The organism is Agrobacterium sp. 22-209-1 (assembly GCF_053522485.1).
Genome location: NZ_JBNWCH010000005.1, coordinates 348765 through 368514, shown reverse-complemented (window position 1 = coordinate 368514; position 19750 = coordinate 348765). Strand labels below are relative to the sequence as shown.

Annotated in this window: 19 protein-coding genes and 1 riboswitch; of the genes, 10 read left to right on the top strand and 9 right to left on the bottom strand. The window is 59.8% G+C overall.

Annotated elements, in window-relative coordinates; all coding sequences use genetic code 11:
• The first annotated feature begins 251 nt into the window (after positions 1-251).
• On the top strand, positions 252-443 hold the full coding sequence (locus ACQZ48_RS14670; protein WP_003492264.1) for a hypothetical protein: 192 nt from the start codon (positions 252-254) through the stop codon (positions 441-443).
• 323 nt (positions 444-766) lie between these two features.
• On the opposite strand, the gene ACQZ48_RS14665 is transcribed toward ACQZ48_RS14670, so the two are convergent.
• Positions 767-1003: an Lrp/AsnC ligand binding domain-containing protein gene (locus tag ACQZ48_RS14665; protein WP_003521320.1), complete on the bottom strand. Its 237-nt coding sequence runs from the start codon at positions 1001-1003 to the stop codon at positions 767-769.
• Positions 1004-1106: 103 nt separating this feature from the next.
• Positions 1107-2033: a LysR family transcriptional regulator gene (locus ACQZ48_RS14660; protein WP_191217262.1), complete on the bottom strand. Its 927-nt coding sequence runs from the start codon at positions 2031-2033 to the stop codon at positions 1107-1109.
• Between the two features lie 130 nt (positions 2034-2163).
• Between ACQZ48_RS14660 and ACQZ48_RS14655 the strand changes: the two genes are divergently transcribed.
• The 4 genes from ACQZ48_RS14655 (at position 2164) to modC (ending at position 6298) form a co-directional block, all read left to right on the top strand.
• Positions 2164-3447: an NAD(P)/FAD-dependent oxidoreductase gene (locus tag ACQZ48_RS14655; RefSeq protein ID WP_448728918.1), complete on the top strand. Its 1284-nt coding sequence runs from the start codon at positions 2164-2166 to the stop codon at positions 3445-3447.
• Positions 3448-3672: 225 nt separating this feature from the next.
• The gene (gene modA / locus ACQZ48_RS14650; protein WP_191217261.1) at positions 3673-4464 is read left to right on the top strand and encodes a molybdate ABC transporter substrate-binding protein; all 792 of its coding nucleotides are present in this window, start codon (positions 3673-3675) and stop codon (positions 4462-4464) included.
• Positions 4465-4517: 53 nt separating this feature from the next.
• The gene (modB, locus tag ACQZ48_RS14645) at positions 4518-5225 is read left to right on the top strand and encodes a molybdate ABC transporter permease subunit (protein ID WP_137412224.1); all 708 of its coding nucleotides are present in this window, start codon (positions 4518-4520) and stop codon (positions 5223-5225) included.
• Positions 5222-6298, top strand: coding sequence for a molybdenum ABC transporter ATP-binding protein (modC, locus tag ACQZ48_RS14640; RefSeq protein ID WP_191217260.1), 1077 nt, complete (start codon positions 5222-5224; stop codon positions 6296-6298). The genes modB and modC overlap by 4 nt, the downstream gene beginning before the upstream one ends.
• On the opposite strand, the gene ACQZ48_RS14635 is transcribed toward modC, so the two are convergent.
• The 6 genes from ACQZ48_RS14635 to thiC form a co-directional block, all read right to left on the bottom strand.
• Entirely contained in the window at positions 6267-6662 is a 396-nt protein-coding gene (locus ACQZ48_RS14635) for a winged helix-turn-helix domain-containing protein (protein ID WP_191217259.1), read from the bottom strand. The two genes, modC and ACQZ48_RS14635, sit on opposite strands and share 32 nt — an antisense overlap.
• A gap of 3 nt (positions 6663-6665) precedes the next feature.
• Positions 6666-7673, bottom strand: a complete 1008-nt coding sequence (locus ACQZ48_RS14630; RefSeq protein WP_191217258.1) for a P1 family peptidase — start codon at positions 7671-7673, stop codon at positions 6666-6668.
• Between the two features lie 88 nt (positions 7674-7761).
• Positions 7762-8535, bottom strand: a complete 774-nt coding sequence (locus ACQZ48_RS14625) for a thiazole synthase (protein ID WP_077985562.1) — start codon at positions 8533-8535, stop codon at positions 7762-7764.
• 4 nt (positions 8536-8539) lie between these two features.
• Positions 8540-8737, bottom strand: coding sequence for a sulfur carrier protein ThiS (gene thiS, locus ACQZ48_RS14620; RefSeq protein WP_077985561.1), 198 nt, complete (start codon positions 8735-8737; stop codon positions 8540-8542).
• Complete coding sequence (thiO, locus tag ACQZ48_RS14615; RefSeq protein ID WP_191217257.1) at positions 8706-9710, bottom strand: glycine oxidase ThiO; 1005 nt, start codon at positions 9708-9710, stop codon at positions 8706-8708. The genes thiS and thiO overlap by 32 nt, the downstream gene beginning before the upstream one ends.
• Position 9711: 1 nt before the next feature.
• Positions 9712-11535: a phosphomethylpyrimidine synthase ThiC gene (thiC, locus tag ACQZ48_RS14610; RefSeq protein ID WP_191217256.1), complete on the bottom strand. Its 1824-nt coding sequence runs from the start codon at positions 11533-11535 to the stop codon at positions 9712-9714.
• Between the two features lie 95 nt (positions 11536-11630).
• Positions 11631-11742, bottom strand: a riboswitch (TPP riboswitch).
• Positions 11743-11924: 182 nt separating this feature from the next.
• Here thiC and ACQZ48_RS14605 point away from each other — a divergent pair.
• Genes ACQZ48_RS14605 through ACQZ48_RS14585 form a run of 5 tightly spaced genes read left to right on the top strand, consistent with a single transcriptional unit; the run spans position 11925 to position 17713 of the window.
• Positions 11925-12176 (top strand): acyl carrier protein, encoded by a 252-nt coding sequence (locus tag ACQZ48_RS14605; RefSeq protein WP_003521307.1) that lies wholly within the window; start codon positions 11925-11927, stop codon positions 12174-12176.
• The gene (locus ACQZ48_RS14600) at positions 12176-13357 is read left to right on the top strand and encodes an acyl-CoA dehydrogenase family protein (RefSeq protein ID WP_137412231.1); all 1182 of its coding nucleotides are present in this window, start codon (positions 12176-12178) and stop codon (positions 13355-13357) included. The genes ACQZ48_RS14605 and ACQZ48_RS14600 overlap by 1 nt, the downstream gene beginning before the upstream one ends.
• A gap of 4 nt (positions 13358-13361) precedes the next feature.
• Positions 13362-14270, top strand: a complete 909-nt coding sequence (locus ACQZ48_RS14595; RefSeq protein WP_077985559.1) for an amino acid--[acyl-carrier-protein] ligase — start codon at positions 13362-13364, stop codon at positions 14268-14270.
• Positions 14271-14276: 6 nt separating this feature from the next.
• A complete protein-coding gene (locus tag ACQZ48_RS14590; RefSeq protein ID WP_191217255.1) occupies positions 14277-15260 on the top strand; it encodes a DUF1839 family protein in 984 nt (327 codons plus the stop codon).
• The gene (locus ACQZ48_RS14585; RefSeq protein ID WP_191217254.1) at positions 15257-17713 is read left to right on the top strand and encodes a glycoside hydrolase family 2 protein; all 2457 of its coding nucleotides are present in this window, start codon (positions 15257-15259) and stop codon (positions 17711-17713) included. Before ACQZ48_RS14590 ends, ACQZ48_RS14585 begins: the two co-directional genes overlap by 4 nt.
• Before the next feature lie 19 nt (positions 17714-17732).
• On the opposite strand, the gene ACQZ48_RS14580 is transcribed toward ACQZ48_RS14585, so the two are convergent.
• Positions 17733-19538, bottom strand: coding sequence for a serine aminopeptidase domain-containing protein (locus ACQZ48_RS14580; protein ID WP_191217266.1), 1806 nt, complete (start codon positions 19536-19538; stop codon positions 17733-17735).
• Between the last annotated feature and the right edge of the window lie 212 nt (positions 19539-19750).

The following is a 19750-nucleotide window of genomic DNA, read 5'->3' as shown; positions in this document are numbered from 1 at the left end:
ATTTTAGTGCTGGTCTGGATTATCAGTGTGGAACTGGAGAACGAGTCTCCTGATTCTGGGCCAACACCAATACAGGGAGTGTGTCATGTCAAAACATATCAACATCAACGCAATCCTTGGTCTTGAGTCCTGGAATGCTGGATTTAAATCCACGTGTTCCCGCTGCTGTCGAATGTGACCTGACGGTCTCAATTTCCTGAAAATCAGTTCGACAACATGCTGTGTAAATAAGCCACAGCGGGAGTATACCTATGCAAAAGCAAGTTATTGAATTCGCTGGCGAACCCGTCGGCATCGTCATACCGGACAACGACCGGCTGAAGTTCATCGCGGTGAAGTTCCACGTTCACGATCTGGACGAACAGAAGTTCGACAGCGCCGACGACGTGCGGATTGCCATCCGCGATCTCGTGCGCAACCGGAATCTGGCCGCAGTCGCCTGATGCGGGAAAACTTTCGCCCGCTCACAGAACCGTCAAAAACCGACCGCGCCAAATATCGGACCCCGAACAGCGGTCCGATGGCGCGCTCTTCTCTTGCATGCCTCTTCTCTTGCATGTCTTGCGCGATAATCCGGCTGCCTGCATTGCGCTGACCGCAGATCGCCAAATCTGCCCTGAAGAATAGAGCATAAAGGCACCCCACCTGCTCCCCATCCTCAGGCAGAAAACATTCCAGCAAAATCAAAGTGGCGCATGGCCCCCGTGCAAAATGGCACTCCTGGGGCTCTACCCCGCGGCCCGCATGTATCGTCAGATAGGCTGCATCAAAACGCGGTAAACGTCAGCGTCGTCAGCGAGCGCACGATTCCCGGAATATTGACGATGTTCTGGTTGATGAACTTGCCGATATCCTCTTCCTGCGGCAGATAGATTTTCAGCAACAGATCATATTCACCGCTGGTGGAATAAAGCTCGGAAACCAGTTCCGTTTTGTAGATGGCGTCGGCGACATCATAGGTCTTGCCGGGCTCACATTGAAGCTGAACGAAAATGGGCTTCACGGACATCTCCCGTATTTGAACTTTCGGTGCATGGCTGCTCGTGCCACGCGTCATGGCGCACTATTGGCTGAGCTGCGTCCGTCTTGCAAGGCCGGTTACCGGATTACGCCGAAAACTGGCCCGGCATGCCGTTCGCCCCAATTGCGGCCTCGGAAACGATCCATCGCCGAAAACTCTCAAGCGGAGCATAACCGGTGCGATCCGGCATGCAAGCGAGATAATAGGCTTCCTCGCTCTCCACTTCCCCCGCGACAGCCGCAACCAGACGACCGCTTCGCAACTCTTCCTCGATCATGAAGGACGGAATGAGCGACGCCCCGACACCGGCGCTCGCCGCCTCGGCAATCGTCGTGAACTGATCAAAAAGCATGCCATGCACATTGTCGAAACTGACGCAATGACTGCGAAACCATTGTTCCCAGGCGTCCGGCCGGGTCGTCATGTGCAGCAACGGGACATGCAGCAGATCGTCCGGCTTTGAAAGTCCGTGTCGCTCCTTGAAGGCCGGGCTGCAGACCGGAATGACCTTTTCATGCATCAGGAAAACCAGCTCGGTGCCCGGCCAATGCGGCAATCCGAAATGGATCGCCGCATCAACAGTGTCCGTGCGGAAATCGAATAGCGATGATCGCGTCAGAAGATTGACCGAAACGCCCGGGTGTCTGGCAATGAAATCGGGAAGACGCGGCACCAGCCAGCGCGTGCCGAAGCTCGGCAGGATGCCGAGATTGAGCGTGCCGCCATCCGGATTGGCGCGCAGGTTGAGTGAGGCCGTCGATATTCGCCGCAACGCCTCGCGGATTTCCCTTGCATAACCCTCCCCGGCCCTTGTCAGCCGGATCGTCTGCCTCTCGCGCAGGAATAGCGCCGCGCCAAGCTGCTCTTCAAGCGCCAGAATTTGGCGGCTGACCGCACCCTGCGTCAGCCCCAGTTCCCTCGCCGCGGCGGTGACGCTGCCCGTGCGAGACGCAGCTTCGAAAGCCGCCAGCAGCGAAAGCGACGGCAGAAAACGGCGTGGCGGCAGCACCATATTCCCTCACGGAATGAACTCTTGACGATATGTCGATATTCAACAGGCAAGACCGCTTGTAAAGTCCTATAAACAAGGGCTTGTCACTCATACGAAGAACAAATGAACTGGCCCGGAACATGGTGGAACGATGTATAATGACCCCCGCTCGCATGGCCTCTGGGAAAAGACCGCGCCACAGCCGCCCGTAACGCCCGCCGTGGAGGGCGCAACGGTTGCTGATGTCGTCATTGTCGGAGGTGGCTTCACCGGCCAGTCCGCCGCCCTTCATCTTGCCGAATGCGGTGTGGATGTCGTTCTTCTCGAAGCAAGGGAAATTGGCTTCGGCGGCGCCGGCCGCAATGTCGGTCTCATCAATGGCGGCATGTGGGTCATGCCGAAAGAACTGCCCGGCGTGCTGGGTTCGACTTACGGCGAACGGCTTCTCGATCTTCTGGGCAATGCGCCCCTCCTCGTTCGCGAGTTGGTGGAGAAACACGCGATTCCCTGCGAAATCGAAAAAAACGGCACGCTGCATTGTGCCGTCGGCGACAAAGGGCTCGCCGAAATCCGCGAGCGCTGCGAACAATGGGCTGCGAGAGGCGCACCTGTCCGCATTCTTGATGCCGAGGAGACAGCGAGACGTACCGGCAGCACGGCCTATTCCGGTGCGCTTCTGGACACACGCGCCGGTACGATACAGCCGCTCGCTTATGTTCGAGGCCTTGCCGCAGCCGCCCGGAAAGCGGGTGCACGTCTGCACACCGAAAGCCCCGCGGTAGCGACCGAACGCAGCAACGGAAAATGGGTGGTGAAGACGCCGCAAGGGTCTGTAACCGCCAACTGGATCGTTGTGGCCACCGAAGCCTATAGCACCGGCCCATGGCAGATCGTTCGCGATGAACAGATCTACCTACCCTATTTCAATTTCGCGACGAGACCGCTCGGCGACAACCTGCAAAAGAGCATCCTGCCCGGCCGTGAAGGTTGCTGGGATACGAAGGAGATTCTCTCATCCTTCCGCATGGACAAAGCCGGCCGGTTGGTTTTCGGCAGTGTCGGTGCGCTACGCGGCACCGGCACCGCCATTCATCGTGCCTGGGCAAAACGATCGCTGAAGCGGCTTTTCCCGCAGCTTGGAGACACGGAATTCGAATGTGAATGGTATGGCCAGATCGGCATGACGGACAATGCCGTTCCACGGTTTCACAAATTTGCGGAGAACGTCGTCGGCTTCTCGGGCTATAACGGCCGCGGCATTGCGCCGGGCACGGCCTTCGGCAAGGTCATTGCACAGCATATTCTCGGTGACATCGCCGAGGCAGAATTGCCGCTGCCTTTGACGGAGCCGAAAGCGCGGCCTGTCCGGGCATTGAAGGAAGCCTACTACGAGGCAGGCGCACAGATCGCCCATTTCGCCGGCGAGCGTTTTTGATCGGACTTCCAACGCACGACACGAACGTTCGGGCCGATGCTTCATTACGACGTTCGCCGTTATCGGATGCGCTCACCATCCCTCATCCCTATGCTTCTCACCAGGATTCAGCCAGCCCGCTAAGGGCTTTTTTCCACCCCAGCGATATATCCTTGAAAATACAATGATTGCCCTATAGGCCTATCGATATATTCATAGGAATATTTTGAAACGGGGTAACACACCATGAGACTTTTGCGTCGCAGCTTTCTCAAAACCATTGCCGCAGCCACATCCTTCTGGATGGCGGCCTCACTCGCGGCCGTTCCGACCCATGCAGCCGAAAAAGTCACGGTGTTTGCCGCCGCGAGCATGAAAAACGCCCTCGACGCCATCAATGCCGAATGGGCAAAGGAAAGCGGTAACGAAGCAACCGTTTCTTATGCAGCAAGCTCGGCGCTGGCCAAGCAGATCGAGCAGGGCGCACCGGCGGATATCTTCATTTCCGCCGACCTTGCATGGATGGACTATATCGCCGAAAAGAAGCTGATCAACGCTGACAGCCGCTCCAATCTTCTCGGCAACCGCATCGTTCTCGTCGCTCCGGCTGACAAGGCAAAGCCGGTCGAGATCAAGCAGGGCTTCGATCTTGCTGCTCTGGTGGGCGACGGCCGTCTGGCCATGGGCGCAGTCGATTCCGTACCGGCGGGCAAATACGGCAAGGCCGCTCTGGAAAAACTCGGGGTCTGGTCCTCGGTCGAACAAAAGGTCGCCGGCGCGGAAAGCGTGCGTGCCGCGCTGCTGCTCGTCTCGCGCGGCGAAGCCCCCTATGGCATCGTCTACCAGACCGATGCCGCCGCCGATCCAGGTGTGAAGATCGTCGGCGCCTTCCCGGAAGACAGCCATCCGCCGATCATCTACCCGGTCGCCATTCTTTCGGAAGCCAAGTCCCCGGCAGCAAAAGCCTATCTTGATTTCCTGAAATCGGCCAAGGCAACGCCCTTCTTCGAAAAGCAAGGCTTTACCGTTTTGAAATAAACTGCCTTTCGTGAGCCCAGCCTATTGGCCGCGAGAGATGACGATTGCAGGATATGGCATTGCCTTGGTGGACACTCAGCCCTGAAGAATGGACGGCAATCAGGCTCAGCCTGTGGGTGTCCTCCATCGCCATGCTCGCCAGCCTGCCTTTCGGCATTGCGGTTGCCGTGGCGCTGGCGCGCGGCCGCTTCTGGGGCAAATCGCTTCTTAACGGCATCGTCCACCTGCCGCTCATCCTGCCGCCCGTCGTCACCGGCTTTCTGCTACTCGTCCTGTTCGGCCGCCGGGGCGCGATCGGGCAATTTCTCGATAGCTGGTTCGGCATCGTCTTTTCCTTCCGCTGGACCGGGGCGGCGCTCGCCTGCGCCGTGATGGCCTTTCCGCTGATGGTGCGTTCCATCCGGCTCTCCATCGAAGCGGTGGACCGAAAGCTGGAGGAAGCGGCGGGCACATTGGGGGCAAGCCCGTTCTGGGTGTTCCTCACTGTCACGCTTCCCCTGACATTGCCTGGCATCATCGCCGGCATGATCCTGGCTTTCGCCAAGGCCATGGGCGAATTCGGCGCGACCATCACCTTCGTGTCCAATATTCCCGGCGAGACCCAGACTTTGTCCGCCGCCATCTATACCTTCACCCAGGTTCCGGGCGGCGATGCCGGTGCGTTGCGGCTAACCATTGTCTCCGTCGTGATTTCCATGCTCGCTTTGCTCGTCTCAGAGTTTCTGGCCCGCATCATCGGCAAACGGGTGAGCATGGAATGACGCTTTCGGTCACCACCCGCCATCGCCTCGGCTCCTTCGAACTCGATGCGTCATTCACCTCGCATGGCGGCGTCACCGCGCTGTTTGGACGCTCCGGTTCCGGCAAGACCTCGATGATCCGTATCATTGCCGGCCTGCTGCGACCGGATGAGGGGCAGGTTTTGCTGGACGGCGAAGTGCTGGCCGATAGCGAAAAGCGACTGTTCGTGCCGGCCCATAAACGCCGTTTCGGTTATGTCTTTCAGGAGGCGCGGCTTTTCCCGCATCTCAGCGTGGCGCAAAATCTGCACTACGGTAGCTGGTTCACCGCAGACAAAACGAAGGTCGCGCAGGAAGACCATATCATCGACATGCTCGGCATCGGCCATCTCTTGCAGCGGCGTCCAAACAAACTCTCGGGCGGCGAAAAACAGCGCGTTGCCATCGGCCGCGCACTGCTTTCTTCCCCCAGACTGCTGCTGATGGACGAACCGCTCGCCTCGCTGGACGAGCAGCGGAAAGCCGAGATCATTCCTTATCTCGAACGGCTGCGTGACGAGACGAAAATCCCTGTTGTCTATGTCAGCCACTCTATTCAGGAGGTCGCCCGCCTCGCAGACCGCATCGTGGTGATGAAGGACGGCAAGGTGGAGGCGCAGGGAAAAGCGGCCGACGTGCTGGCGAGACCGGATTTCAGCACGCATCTCGAACGGCGTGAGGCAGGCAGCATTCTTTCCGGGCACATTGAAAGCTTTGATGCGCGGCACGGACTTGCCGCTGTGCGGCTAAAGACCATGCTGCTCCATGTTCCGGCCAAAAGGGAAACATCCGGCAGCCCGGCGCGCGTGCTTATACCGGCGCGTGACGTGATGCTGGCAACCGTAAAACCCGAAGGCTTGAGCGCCCTCAACATTCTCGAGGGTCGTGTCGCAACTGTCTCAGCCAGTGAAGACGGCATGGTCACGGTTCAGGTGGATTGCGGCGGCGACATCATCCAGTCGCGCATCACCGATCTGTCACGCGAGAGGCTGCAGCTGGAACCCGGAAGACGAGTGCATGCGATCATAAAGTCGGCGGCTCTTGATCCCTATTGAGGGCCGCGTCGGGATTACGATTGGCCTCCAGCCAGTCGATATCGGCGCGCAAGGCCTCGTTCATCCGCTTTTCCATGCCGCGGTAACGCTCCAGAACCTCAGTGCCGAAATCGGTCAGCGCCGCACCGCCGCCCTGTTTGCCGCCACGCTGCGATTCAATAACCGGTTGCCGGAACATATGGTTCAGCGCATCCACCAGCAGCCATGCGCGACGATAGGACATATCCATCGCCCGCCCGGCGGCAGAGATGGAGCCGGTCTCGACAATCCGCTCCATCAATTCGATCTTGCCGTGCCCCAATCGCTCTCCGGGCGGAAAATCGATACGAAGAACAGGTTTCAGTGGAGCGAGGGCCTCACCCATCGTTCAAAGGCTCCGTCCATGAAGATCGCGATAGGCCCTTTGCGCTGCTCCATCCACCGGCAAGGCCGTCGCCTCATAGACGCCACGCGCCACCGCGCGCGCCATCACGATGGTGGCAAGATGGCAAAGTTCGGCGAAATGAACGCCGCCCTCAAGCGGCTTTTCACCGGTCGCGGCCGCGAACATGGTATCGCCGTCGCTTGGCAGATGGGCGGGCAGAACGGCGCGCGCCAAACCGTCATGCGCCATGATGGAAAGGCGATGCGTCTGCGCCTTGGTGAGCGCGGCATCCGTCACCACCGCACCGATGGTCGTTGCCGTGAGATTGACCCCCTTGAGGCGCAGCGCGGTATGATCCTGCTCGAAACGATCGGGAAAACCGCAATCGCCATATTCACTCCGCACTTCAAACGGCGCGGACCAGAAATGGCGGCTCGTTCCAACCGTTGCTGAGCCGAGCGCATTGACGGCAACGATGGCCGCCACCTTATAACCGCCGGAACTGACGGTGCTTGCGGAGCCGAGCCCGCCCTTGAAGGTGGCGGTCGTCGCACCCGTTCCAGCCCCGGCTGTTCCGAGTTCGAAGGGCGTCGCACGCGCCGCCTTGAAGGCTGCATATCCCATCTCGCGATAGGGTGAATGCAGACCCCAGCCCTTATCACCGCCATTCAGCAGATCCATCAGGATCGCCTGCGGCACGATGGGAACGCGGGTGGACCCCACCTGCAGGCCACGCCCGATTTCGCGCAGCCCGGCCTGAACGCCGCCCGCCGCATCCAGTCCGAAGGCAGAACCGCCCGACAGCACGAAGGCGTCGACCGTTTCCACTGTCATCGCGGGGTCGAGCAGGCCGGTATCGCGCCCGCCCGGCGCACCACCCAAAACAGAACCGGAAGCGATGACGGGCTTTTCGAAAACAATCGCCGTAACACCGGAGCCAAGGGCAAGATCGGTGACATTACCGACCGAAACTCCGCCTATGTCAGTCAGAAGATTTGTGAGTGCCGCCATGCCGTTTCCCTTTTCTCCCGGTATCCCGCCACCATCAGGCACTGTCAACGCAAAACGTGACGTGCCTGATGTCGACGACAAGCCGCGATCAGGAAAAGACAGCCGTTCCGATCACCGGCGTCGAGGGAACGGCCATGTCCCTCGGCTCCAGCGGCCCGGAGAGATATGCCTGATGGCCGGCTTCTATGGCGCGAGCGAAAGCCTCCGCCATGCCGACCGGATCACCCGCGCCCGCAACCGCCGTGTTGAGCAGAACGGCATCGTAACCAAGCTCCATCACCGTGACCGCATGGGACGGGCGGCCGATACCGGCATCGACAATCATCGGCACATCCGAAAAACGCGCCCGCATGGATTTCAGCGCCGTTAGATTGAGCGGTCCCATGGCGCTGCCGATCGGCGCGCACCAGGGCATCAGTACCCTGCAACCCGCCTCCAGCAGCTTTTCGGCGACGACCAGATCGTCCGTCGTATAAGGAAAGACCTCGAAACCATCGTCGCAGAGGATTTTCGCCGCCTCGACAAGTGCGAAGACATCGGGCTGCAACGTATCATGATGGCCGATAACCTCCAGCTTGATCCAGTTAGTGCGGAACACATCGCGGGCCATCTTTGCCGTCAGCACCGCTTCCTTGACCGTGTGGCAGCCGGCGGTATTGGGCAGAATTTGGCAATCCAGCTCGCGGATAAGCTCGAAAAACTGACCGCCCTTCTTGCCGCCCGCCGTTTCCCGGCGCAGCGAAATTGTCAGAATATCTGTGTTGCTCGCCCGCACGGCGTCGGCAAGCACGGCAGGAGACGGATAGCGCGCTGTGCCGAGCAGGAGACGGGATGAGACCTCGCGGCCATAGAGCGTCAGCATGGTTTCAGCCTCCCTGCATCGGCGAGAGGATTTCGATACGGTCAAAGGCCTTCAACCTATAATCGGCGCGCTCTTCCGAATGCACCAGGTCACCGTTCACCGCCGTCGCCAGCCACTCACCCTCGTATTCGAGGCTGGCAAGCAGGCCGGCCAGCGTCTCGGCGGCGAGATCAAGCTCGTCGCCATTCACCAGAAGTTTCATGATCCCGTTCCTTTTGAGAGAGAGTTTGGCAAACGACTTCAGCCGCCAGCCGCGCCATCGCCGGCGACAGCAGAAAGCCGTGCCGGTGCGCGCCGTTGATGAAAATGGTCCGGCCATCCTGCGTCACATCAGGCAGATTGTCAGGATAGGCGGGGCGCACGCCGGTGCCCGTCTCGATGATTTCCGCCTCCGCGAAAGCCGGATGCACGGCGTAGGCGGCATTCAGGAACTCCATCATCGAGCGGGCGGAAATGGCGCCCGCATCTTCCGTCTCGATCATCGTTGCGCCCACCATGAAACGACCCGGCTCGCGCGGCACGATGTAAAGCGGAATGCGCGGATGCAGCAGCCGGACAGGACGAGACAGGGAAACCTCCGGCGTGGCGAGATAGAGCATTTCTCCCCGCACACCGCGAAGATCGGAAATCCCGCCGATTGCCGCAGAGCCAGTGCAATCCACCACGCGGTCGAACGGCTCTTCATCCAACGGGATACTCATATGGAACCGTACACCCATGGTGCAGAGCCGCTCATGCAGCGATTTCAGTGCAAGACGCGGATCGAGGTGCCCCTCGCCCGGGAAATAAAGCCCGGAACGAAATCGCCCGGCAAGATCAGGCTCCAGCGCGGCGATTTCGCCCTCATCCACCCAGCGATAGCCAGCGGTCCGCGATGCGAAACGCGAAAGCTCCACCTTGTCGCGGGCTGGCGCAACGACCAGCGTACCGTGCCGCACGACAAGGCCGGGTGTCGCTTCATCCCACCAGTCGAGCGCCGCCTGACCGAGCGTCAGAACCGCCGCCTCAGCGCTTTCACGCTCGCACCAGGGCGCCAACATGCCGCCCGCATACCAGGATGCACCGCGAGAGGGTTCGGCATTGCGCTCGCAGACCTCGACAGTAATGCCGCTCCGCGCCAGTTCGAAGGCCGCCGTCAAACCGGCGACCCCCGTTCCCTTGACCAGAATGCGCATGCTATTCGGTATTCGCAGGCGTTGCGAGCGGCATATAGAGTTCACCGCCTTCCTTGAAGCGTGCCGCCATGGCCTCCAGTCCCTCCTTCTGCGCCTCGGCGCGGATATCGTGGGAAATCCGCATCGAGCAGAATTTCGGCCCGCACATGGAGCAGAAATGCGCGACCTTGTGCGCTTCCTTTGGCAACGTCTCGTCATGGAAGGAGCGCGCCGTATCCGGGTCCAGCGACAGGTTGAACTGGTCCTCCCAACGGAACTCGAACCGCGCGCGCGACAGCGCATCGTCCCGCACCTGTGCTGCCGGATGGCCCTTGGCGAGATCGGCGGCGTGGGCAGCGATCTTGTAGGTGATGACGCCGACCTTCACGTCGTTACGGTCAGGCAGGCCGAGATGTTCCTTGGGCGTGACGTAGCAGAGCATCGCCGTTCCGAACCAGCCGATCATCGCAGCACCGATGCCCGACGTGATGTGATCGTAACCGGGCGCAATATCGGTGGTGAGCGGCCCGAGCGTATAGAAGGGCGCCTCGCCGCAGGTCTTCAACTGCTTGTCCATGTTTTCCTTGATCTTGTGCATCGGCACATGGCCGGGGCCTTCGATCATCACCTGGCAATCCTTCGCCCAGGCGATCTGCGTCAACTCGCCGAGCGTCTCCAGCTCGGCAAACTGAGCCGCGTCATTGGCATCGGCAATCGACCCGGGACGCAGGCCATCACCAAGCGAGAAGGAGACGTCATAGGCGCGGCAAATGTCGCAAATCTCGTCGAAATGCTCATAAAGGAAACTTTCCTTGTGGTGATGCAGACACCACTTGGCCATGATCGAACCGCCGCGCGAAACGATGCCGGTGACGCGGTTGACGGTGAGCGGGATGTAATGCAGCCGCACGCCGGCATGGATGGTGAAATAATCCACGCCCTGTTCCGCCTGCTCGATCAGCGTGTCGCGGAACACTTCCCAGGTGAGGTCCTCGGCAATGCCGTTGACCTTCTCAAGCGCCTGATAAAGCGGCACCGTGCCGATCGGCACCGGCGAGTTGCGGATGATCCATTCGCGGATATTGTGGATGTTGCGGCCGGTCGACAGGTCCATGACGGTATCCGCACCCCAGCGGATGGCCCAAACCATCTTCTCCACCTCTTCAGCCATGGAGGAGGTGACGGCGGAATTGCCGATATTGGCGTTGATCTTGACGAGAAAATTGCGGCCGATGATCATCGGCTCAAGTTCCGGGTGGTTGATATTGGCCGGAATGATGGCGCGGCCCGACGCCACTTCCTGACGCACGAATTCCGCCGTGACATAATCAGGAATATGCGCGCCAAAGCTTTCGCCGTCACGCGCGAGCTTTTCTTTCACGGCCTCGCGCCCGAGATTTTCGCGGATGGCGATGAATTCCATTTCCGGCGTGATAATGCCCGCCCTGGCATAGGCAAGTTGCGTCACCGCCTTGCCCGCCGTCGCTTTCAGCGGCTGGTGACGCACACCGAATTCAGGCGTCAGGCGCTCGCCTGTGGCAAAGCCGTTATCCTCCGGCTTGACGTGTCGCCCCTCATAAGCCTCGACATCACCGCGGGCCACGACCCAGTCTTGACGCAGGCGCGGCAGACCCTTTTCAATCAAAACGGCATGGGCAGGATCGGTATAGGGGCCGGAAGAATCATAGACCGTCACCGGCGGTTCGCCGGCTGTGGGATGAACGGCGATCTCGCGCATCGGCACGCGGATATGGGGATGTAGAATGCCGGCTTTGTGGATTTTCGTGGAGGCGGCATGCGGCCCGGTGGTGACCGTAAGCGGGATAGTCTTGGCAGCGATATTCATCTTGAGGCTCCAAAGTTTGACAGTGGAGACCCAGTTCGAGCCGGAATGATGGAAAATACCGAATTGCCGAAACGCAACGTCATGCGCCCGCCCGACATCAGGTCTTTGCACCGTCCCTACGCCAGTATGAACTGGATCAGGTTCAACGGGTCACTGCGCATGAAAGCAGAATCTCAGCCCCTTGACGGGACACCCCTGGTGAATGGTCTCAGCAAAAAACACCGCCCGGCATTTGTCAAGGCCGACGATCCGTACTTGGCAAAGGTGCGGGAATGTCGCATGCTGCCGTTAGTTGTAATTAACCTAACGGTTTAGGCGAATATTATCGTTTGCGGCATAACGATAAGCACAAACCTACCTAATGTTGATTTCATTGGAGATACGTCGGAATGAATGCGACTATTCGTGAAATACTGGCAAAATTCGGCCAGCTTCCAACCCCCGTCGATACGATTGCAGACGAAGCCGATCTTTATGCAGCGGGCCTTTCTTCCTTTGCGTCGGTACAATTGATGCTCGGCATCGAAGAGGCATTCGACATCGAATTCCCCGACAATCTCCTGAACCGCAAATCCTTTGCGAGCATCAGGGCGATTGAAGACACCGTTAAGCTCATTCTGGATGGTAAAGAGGCAGCCTGATGAACGTCACCGTAGCGCCGCAGGATGAAACGCTGTCCGCGCGCGCGGGCCGTGTCGCGGCAATTGCCGCCAGACATGCGGATGCGGTAGATGTCACCGGCCGCTTTCCGCAGGAAGCTGTTGATGCGCTGCGACAGGAACGTCTGCTCGGCATTCAGGTCCCCTCTTCGCTGGGCGGCGAAAGCGCTTCCTTACAGGAAATCGCCGATATCTGCGCCCGGCTCGGGCAGGCATGTTCGGCAACCGCGATGATTTTCGCCATGCACCACATCAAGCTGTCAAGCCTTGTGGAACATGGCGTCGAGAGCAACTGGCATCCGGGCTTCATGCGTCGCGTTGCCAACGAACAGCTCCTGCTCGGCTCCGCCACCACGGAAGGCGGCATCGGCGGCAATCTGCGCAACTCCATCTGTGCGATCGAAGTCGAAGGCGATAGCTGCCGGCTGGAAAAGGATGCCACCGTCATTTCCTATGGCAGCAATGCCGATGCGATCCTCATCACCTCGCGCGCCCACAAGGATGCCGCGCCCGCCGACCAGGTGATGACCGTCTTCCTGAAAAATCAGTACACGCTCGAAAAGACCCATGTCTGGGATACGCTCGGCATGCGTGGCACCTGTTCGGACGGCTTCCTGTTCCGCGGCGAAGCGCCGGCGGCGCAGATATTCCCGAAACCCTTTGCCGAAATCGCCGCACAATCCATGCTTGCAAGCTCGCATCTCCTGTGGAGCGCCGTCTGGTACGGCATCGCGTCGGACGCCGTGCTGCGCGCCCAGTCTTTCGTCAGAGCCGCGGCGCGCAAATCGCCGGGCACCGCTCCTCCCGGCGCAATCCGCCTTGCTGAAGTTTCCACCAAGCTGCAGGTCGTGAAATCCAACATCATCGCCGGCATCAAGGCTTACGAGGACACCAAGAGCGACCCCGAAAAACTGATGTCGATGGCCTTTGCCGTCGCCATGAACAATGTGAAGATTTGCTCTTCCGAAACCATTCTCGAGATCATCGACCACGCCATGCTGGTCTGCGGCATCATGGGCTACAAGAACGGCACGCCCTATAGCCTCGGCCGGCACCTGCGCGACGCACACTCCGCCCGTCTGATGATTTCCAACGACCGCATTCTCGGCAATTCCGCCAATCTCCTGCTGGTTCACAAGCAGGACACCAGCCTCTTGGGATAAGACCATGGACATGCAAACATCGTTTCTCGATCGACTGTTCGAAGAAGGCCTGCTGATTGAAACCGGTGTGGACGGTCTTTATGGACGCAGCGGCCAGTTCGAGGATGTGATTGCCGCCTTCGAGCGGCTGATCGACCGCACCGGTGGCGCCGATGGCGCCGAAGCGATCCGCTTCCCGCCCGGCATCAACCGCGCCTATTTCGAAAAGAGCGGTTACATGAAGAGCTTCCCGCAGCTCGCCGGCACGGTCCATTCCTTTTGCGGCTGTGAACTCGACCATGTCAGCCTGCTGAAGACGATGGATGAGGGCGGCGACTGGACCAAGGACCAGAAAGCCACCGACATCGTGCTGACGCCGGCGGCCTGCTACCCGCTCTATCCGACGATCGCCAAACGTGGCGCCCTTCCCGCCGGCGGCGGTCTCTATGACATCCAGTCCTATTGCTTCCGCCATGAACCCTCAAAGGATCCGGCGCGCCAGCAGCTTTTCCGCATGCGTGAATATGTCTGCATGGGCACCGAGGCGAACGTCACCGAATTCCGCCAGACCTGGATGGATCGCGGCGTGGAAATGATGAAAGCGGTCGGGCTCGACGTCACCATCGATATCGCCAACGATCCCTTCTTCGGCCGCGCCGGAAAAATGCTCGCCAACAACCAGCGCGACCAGAACCTGAAATTCGAACTCTTGATCCCGGTCACATCGACGACGAACCCAACAGCCTGCATGAGTTTCAACTACCACCAGGATGCCTTCGGCCAGAAGTGGGGCCTGAACCTCGATAATGGCGATGTTGCCCATACCGCCTGCGTCGGTTTCGGCCTTGAGCGCATCGCGCTGGCGCTGTTTGCGCATCATGGTCTCGATGTGAAGAAATGGCCTGCGAAGGTCGTGGAAACGCTCTGGGGCTGATCATTCATGCGGCAGATTTTTCCCGGTCTCGATCCCCAAAATTATGTGCAGCATCCGCTCCATTCCTCCGAGAGAATGTGGCCGGAGACCAATTGCTACATCGATTTGTGGATCGAAGTGCTGGCCTCGAAGGGCCTGCCGCCAGAGGCCATGTTCGGTTTCACGCTGACGCAGGATTTCGAAGGCGACCAGTTCACCTTCTTCAAGGTGCCGCTGGAAGACCTCGAGGCGCTTTATGGCGTTCGCACCACCGAGCTTGCGATCTTCGACAGGGTGGAAAATCACATCGACGCGCAGCTCGCACGCGGCCGCATCTGCCTGATCGAGATGGACAGCTTCTATATGCCTGATACCCATGGGGTGGGCTATCGGAAAGAACATGGCAAGACCACCGTCGCCATCAACCGGCTCGACCTCGAAAACCGCGAACTCGACTATTTCCACAATGCCGGCTTCTTCCATCTTGCAGGCGAAGATTTTGACGGTCTGTTCCAGCATCATCTCGCCGAGACCGACCCACCCTTCCTGCCCTATACCGAATTTGCAAAATTCGCGGATAGCAACCCCTTGCCCGCACATATTCGCAAGACGGCCGAACGGCTCCTGAAGTTCCATTTTTCCAGACGGCCCTCCACCAATCCGGTCCGCGCTTTTGCCGGCGTTTTTCCGACGCAGGTGGAAAAGGTCGCCGACCGACCCTTCGGTTTTTTTCACAAATACGCGTTCAACACGCTGCGCCAGCTCGGCGCCAATTTCGAACTGGCGGCAAGCCACTTCGAATGGCTGGACGCGGACGGTTTTTCTGAAGCAAGAGACCACGCGCTCAAGATTTCCGAGGTTGCCAAGACCGTGCAGTTCCAGCTTGCCCGCGCCGTCACCCGCCGCAAATTTGATGCGCTGGCCACCGTGCTCGATCCAGCAGCGGATGCATGGGACGGCGTAATGGAAGCGCTTTCGATTAAACTCACTGATGCCAGCGAGGCCGCGTGAGGACTTATCTTCCCGGCGAAAGCGAGGAATCGCTGAGTGAAGGCTGGACGCTGACGCTGACACCGGCCGATGCCTATGAGACGCCGGCCGATATTCCCGCATCGCTCGAAAGCCTTCACGTTTCCGTTCCCGGCACCGTGGCGCAGGCTCTGGAGGCGGCCGGCAAATTCGACCGTCTCGCTCCGCGCCCCCTCAATGACAGGGATGCCTGGTACCGGCTGACAATGATTTCCGATGCCCGGGAGCGTGCCGCCCTGCGCTTCGATGGTCTCTCCACCATTGCTGAAATCTTCTTCAATGGCGAGCTGATCGCCGCGAGCCAGAGCATGTTCGAAAGGCTGGAAGTGCCGGTCGAACTCACGGGCGCGGACGAGCTTTGCATCTGCTTCCGGGCGCTTGCGCCGAGACTTGAAAAAACCGGCCCCCGCGCCCGCTGGCGGCCGCAGATGATGAATACCCATGGTTTGCGTCTGATCCGCACCACCGCACTCGGTTACATGCCCGGCTGGTGCCCGGAAATCCACGCCGCCGGCCCATGGCGGCCCATCAGTCTGATCAGACAGGAAGCTGTTCTTTGCACGCTCCGATCTTCACTGGACGAGGCTGGAACGGGGATTGTCGCCATCTCGCTGGAAACCAGCCGGCCCATACAATCGGCACGGCTTGGCTGCGCGGGTTATAGCGCCGATCTTTCCAAGGATGAGAACGGCAAGTTTTCCGGCGAGCTCCACATACCCGATGTCGAAACATGGTGGCCGCACACCCATGGCAGGCCTGCGCTGCACGACACGCTTTTGGAACTGGACGGCGAACAACATAGGCTGGGGCGTACCGGCTTCCGGCGGGTCGAGATCGATCATGGCGAAGACGGTAACGGTTTCGGCCTCAAGGTGAACGGTCAGCCGGTCTTCAGCCGCGGTGCGGTCTGGACGACAGCCGATATCGTGCGCCTGCCGGGAACACGGCCGGACTACGAGCCCTGGCTGAAAAAAGCCGCGGAAGCCGGCATGAACATGATCCGCATCGGCGGCACCATGGCTTATGAGACGCCGGATTTTTTCGCGCTTTGCGACGAATTGGGCATTATGGTCTGGCAGGACGCCATGCTCGCCAATTTCGATTACCCGGCAAAGGACGAGAGCCTGCGCCAGCATATCGTCACGGAAATCTCGCAGTTCCTCGAAGCCACCGCGCTTTCTCCATCGCTCACCGTCTTTTGTGGCGGCAGTGAAATGTACCAGCAGGGCGCGATGCTCGGTCTGCCGGAACAGATATGGAAGGGAACGCTCACCGAGGAGGTTCTGCCGGAACTCCTTGCCGAGAAACGGCCGGATGCTGCCTATGTCGCCAATTCCCCCTCCGGCGGTGCATTGCCCTTCTTTCCCAACGCCGGGGTCGGCCACTATTACGGCGTGGGCGCCTATTGCCGCCCGCTGGAAGATGCGCGCCGCGCCGATCTGCGCTTCGCCGCCGAATGCCTCGCCTTCGCCAATATTCCCGAACAGGAAACACTGGACAAATATCTACCCGGCGTGGCCGTGCACGATCCGCGATGGAAGGCGTGCGCACCGCGGGATCGTGGGGCATCCTGGGACTTCGAGGATGTTCGCGGCCATTATCTGAACCTGCTCTACGGCGTCGAACCGGATGTTCTGCGTCGCGAAGACGGCGGCCTTTATCTCGACATGTCCCGGGCCGCCACAGCCGAGGTCATGGAGGCGACTTTCGCCGAATGGCGGCGCAGCGGCTCCTCCTGTCAGGGCGCTCTGGTCTGGACCCTGCAAGATCTCGTTCCCGGCGCAGGCTGGGGTGTCATCGATGCCACCGGCCGGCCCAAGTCTGTCTGGCACGCGTTGAAAAGGGCGTTCCGCCCCATTCAGGTTACTTTTTCCGATGAGGGCACGAACGGGCTGGATATACACCTCATCAACGAGACCGGCGGCGGCCTCGAAGCCATGCTGGAACTGAGCTGCCTGCGCGAAGGTGTGCAACCTGTTGTCCACGCCAAACGACCGCTCACGCTTTTACCCCGACAGAGCCAGACCATTGCCGCAACAGATTTGTTCGGCGCCTTTTTCGACACGACCTATGCCTATCGTTTCGGCCCTCCATCCCATGACGTTACCGTCGCCCGGCTTCGCGACGTTGCGACAGGACATGTGATCGCCGACGCATTCCATTTCCCTCTCGGCCGTAAAAAGGCGCTGCACGCCGCAAACCTTCAGGTCGCGATCAGTGAAACGAGCGGCAACTGGTCTCTTGAAATCGGCACGGACCGACTGGCGCAATCCGTCCATGTCGAAGTGCAGGGTTATTACGCCTCGGAAAACTGGTTCCACCTCGGCCCCGGCGAAACCAGAAAAATCAGCCTCCTGCCGGAGACCCCGGCGACGGAAGCTCCTCCTTCCGGAGAGGTCGTCTCACTGGGTTCCAGCCGGCGATTTTCCTTCTAGGGGATGACGGCCAGGCATTTTACTGCAAATGCTCGAGAGCCAGCCGCTTCACCGCGTCGATATAGACTTGTCTTGCTTCCGGCGTTGAAAGATTGTGATCGGCATCGGGAATAATGGTCAGCGACACGTTCTTATAGGCCGCCAGTCCTTCGCCATTGGCGTCGAAGTAATATTGGAAGTGCTCCAGACCATCGTCGTTGTCGCTGTAGAGCAGATGAACGGCGGTATCATTCGCTTTCAATTTGTCGAATGCGCCATAGACGGCACGCCCTTCCTCGCTGCCCCTGCGGAACAGCCTCGCCGTTTTTGTCGAAAGCCTCTTGAACGTCGCCTTGACGATATTCAGCCCCGCACTTGCCACATCGACATCACCGCTGATGAGACGCCTGAATGTCGCGCCCTGTCGAAAGCGCTGGCTGTATTCCCCGAAGGAACGCGGGCGTTTATGCAGGGCCTCATCCACCGAGCGGCCTTTGCGCCAATGGAAGACAACCGGATTGACCGCGACCACGGCGCCGATCCGCTCATCGGCGATTGCGCTGTTGAAGGCGAGATAAGCGCCGCTGCACCGGCCCGCCGCAATGAAAGGTCCCTTGCCACGCTCGCCGAGAAAATCGAGTGCGGCGGCCACGTCGTCATTTTGCGCGGTATCGTAAAGAACCTGCTCGGGCACGTTTTTGACCGGAGGGCTGTCGGCAATATTGGCGGCGTCGAAGCGAAGAGATGCCACCCCCTCGCGCGCCAATGCACGGGCCATCTGCACCGAAAGCCTGCCCCAGCCCGCATGCCGGTCATAAGCAGCGCCAAGCAGAAGAACCGAAGAAACCACCTCCCGACCATCCGGCCCGCAAAAAACACCGAAAAGCCGCCCGCCTTCTCCAAATTGCACCGGCTGCTCGATAAAACCGCGCCCACGCTGCGGAGCATTGACGGTGAAATCCTCCTCGGGGGTCACCGCACTCTCGGCATGGGTCTGGGAGAGGATCCAAACGACGAGCCGGTTGACCACATCGTCGGATATTTTCGAGAGCGTGGGGCTGGAGACGAGATCGTCGTAACCTGAAAACTCCGCCTCCTCCACCGAACCGCCAATCGCAACGAGATGCCTGGCGAAATCGGCATCCGTTACGCGGCCTGGCCGGGAGAGCACCAGAATGGTGCGCGCCGGAGCAGCGGTCAGATTTGAAAGATTGGCCTTCCTGATCGCATCCGCAACACCGGCGGGCATGGCCATGCCGGCAATCGATCCCGCCTCCGCCATGCGTTGCGTAGGCAGAAGACCGAGGCCATCATCGATCATGGAGGACCACATCGCCAACTCACGCAGATAGGCGCGGCCGGAAACGACCGGCGCCAGAAGCGCCATGGAACTCACAACGGGGACATCGGCAAACGCCTGCGCAGCGATAAGGCAGCCGAGGCCCTGAGCGACAACGACCACTTCGGCGCAGCCGGAAAGACGCTTCAGACAGTTGAGCGCCGCGCGCGCGTCGGAAATCCAGTCCGCTGTACGGCCCGCATCATCAGGATCGAAAGCGTCGCCCGCGCCCAAATAATCGAATCGCAGGCTGGCGACACCGCAAGCGGCCAACCGCTCCGCCAGCAGCCGTTGAAACTTGCGGCTGCACAGCTCCTCCATGCCCCACGGGCTGACGAAAAGAACGGCATGGCGCTGTCTGACGTCCTTGCGCGCCGGATGGAAAATCCCTGTAAGCCCATCAAAAGAGACCGGATGCGCAACCGCCCCATTCGAGGCAATGCCGGAAAGCGACAATGCATCAAGAGACGGATCGCTTGCTGTACGCTCTGAAATATCTATCGCCATCGACCTTGCCATCATTGCGCCAGTGTCTGGCTCAACCATTACGGGATCCTTATATCGAAACGTCTTACCGCCTGATCTACAATAAAAACAACAACATTAGAGAAGTCTAAAAATATAGTCGCATTTATATCCATTGCCGCCCACCCGTTGTAAAACCGAACGCCGGGATGGCGGGCTAGTCGCGACGGGGCCGCTATTTCGCTCGAAACCGC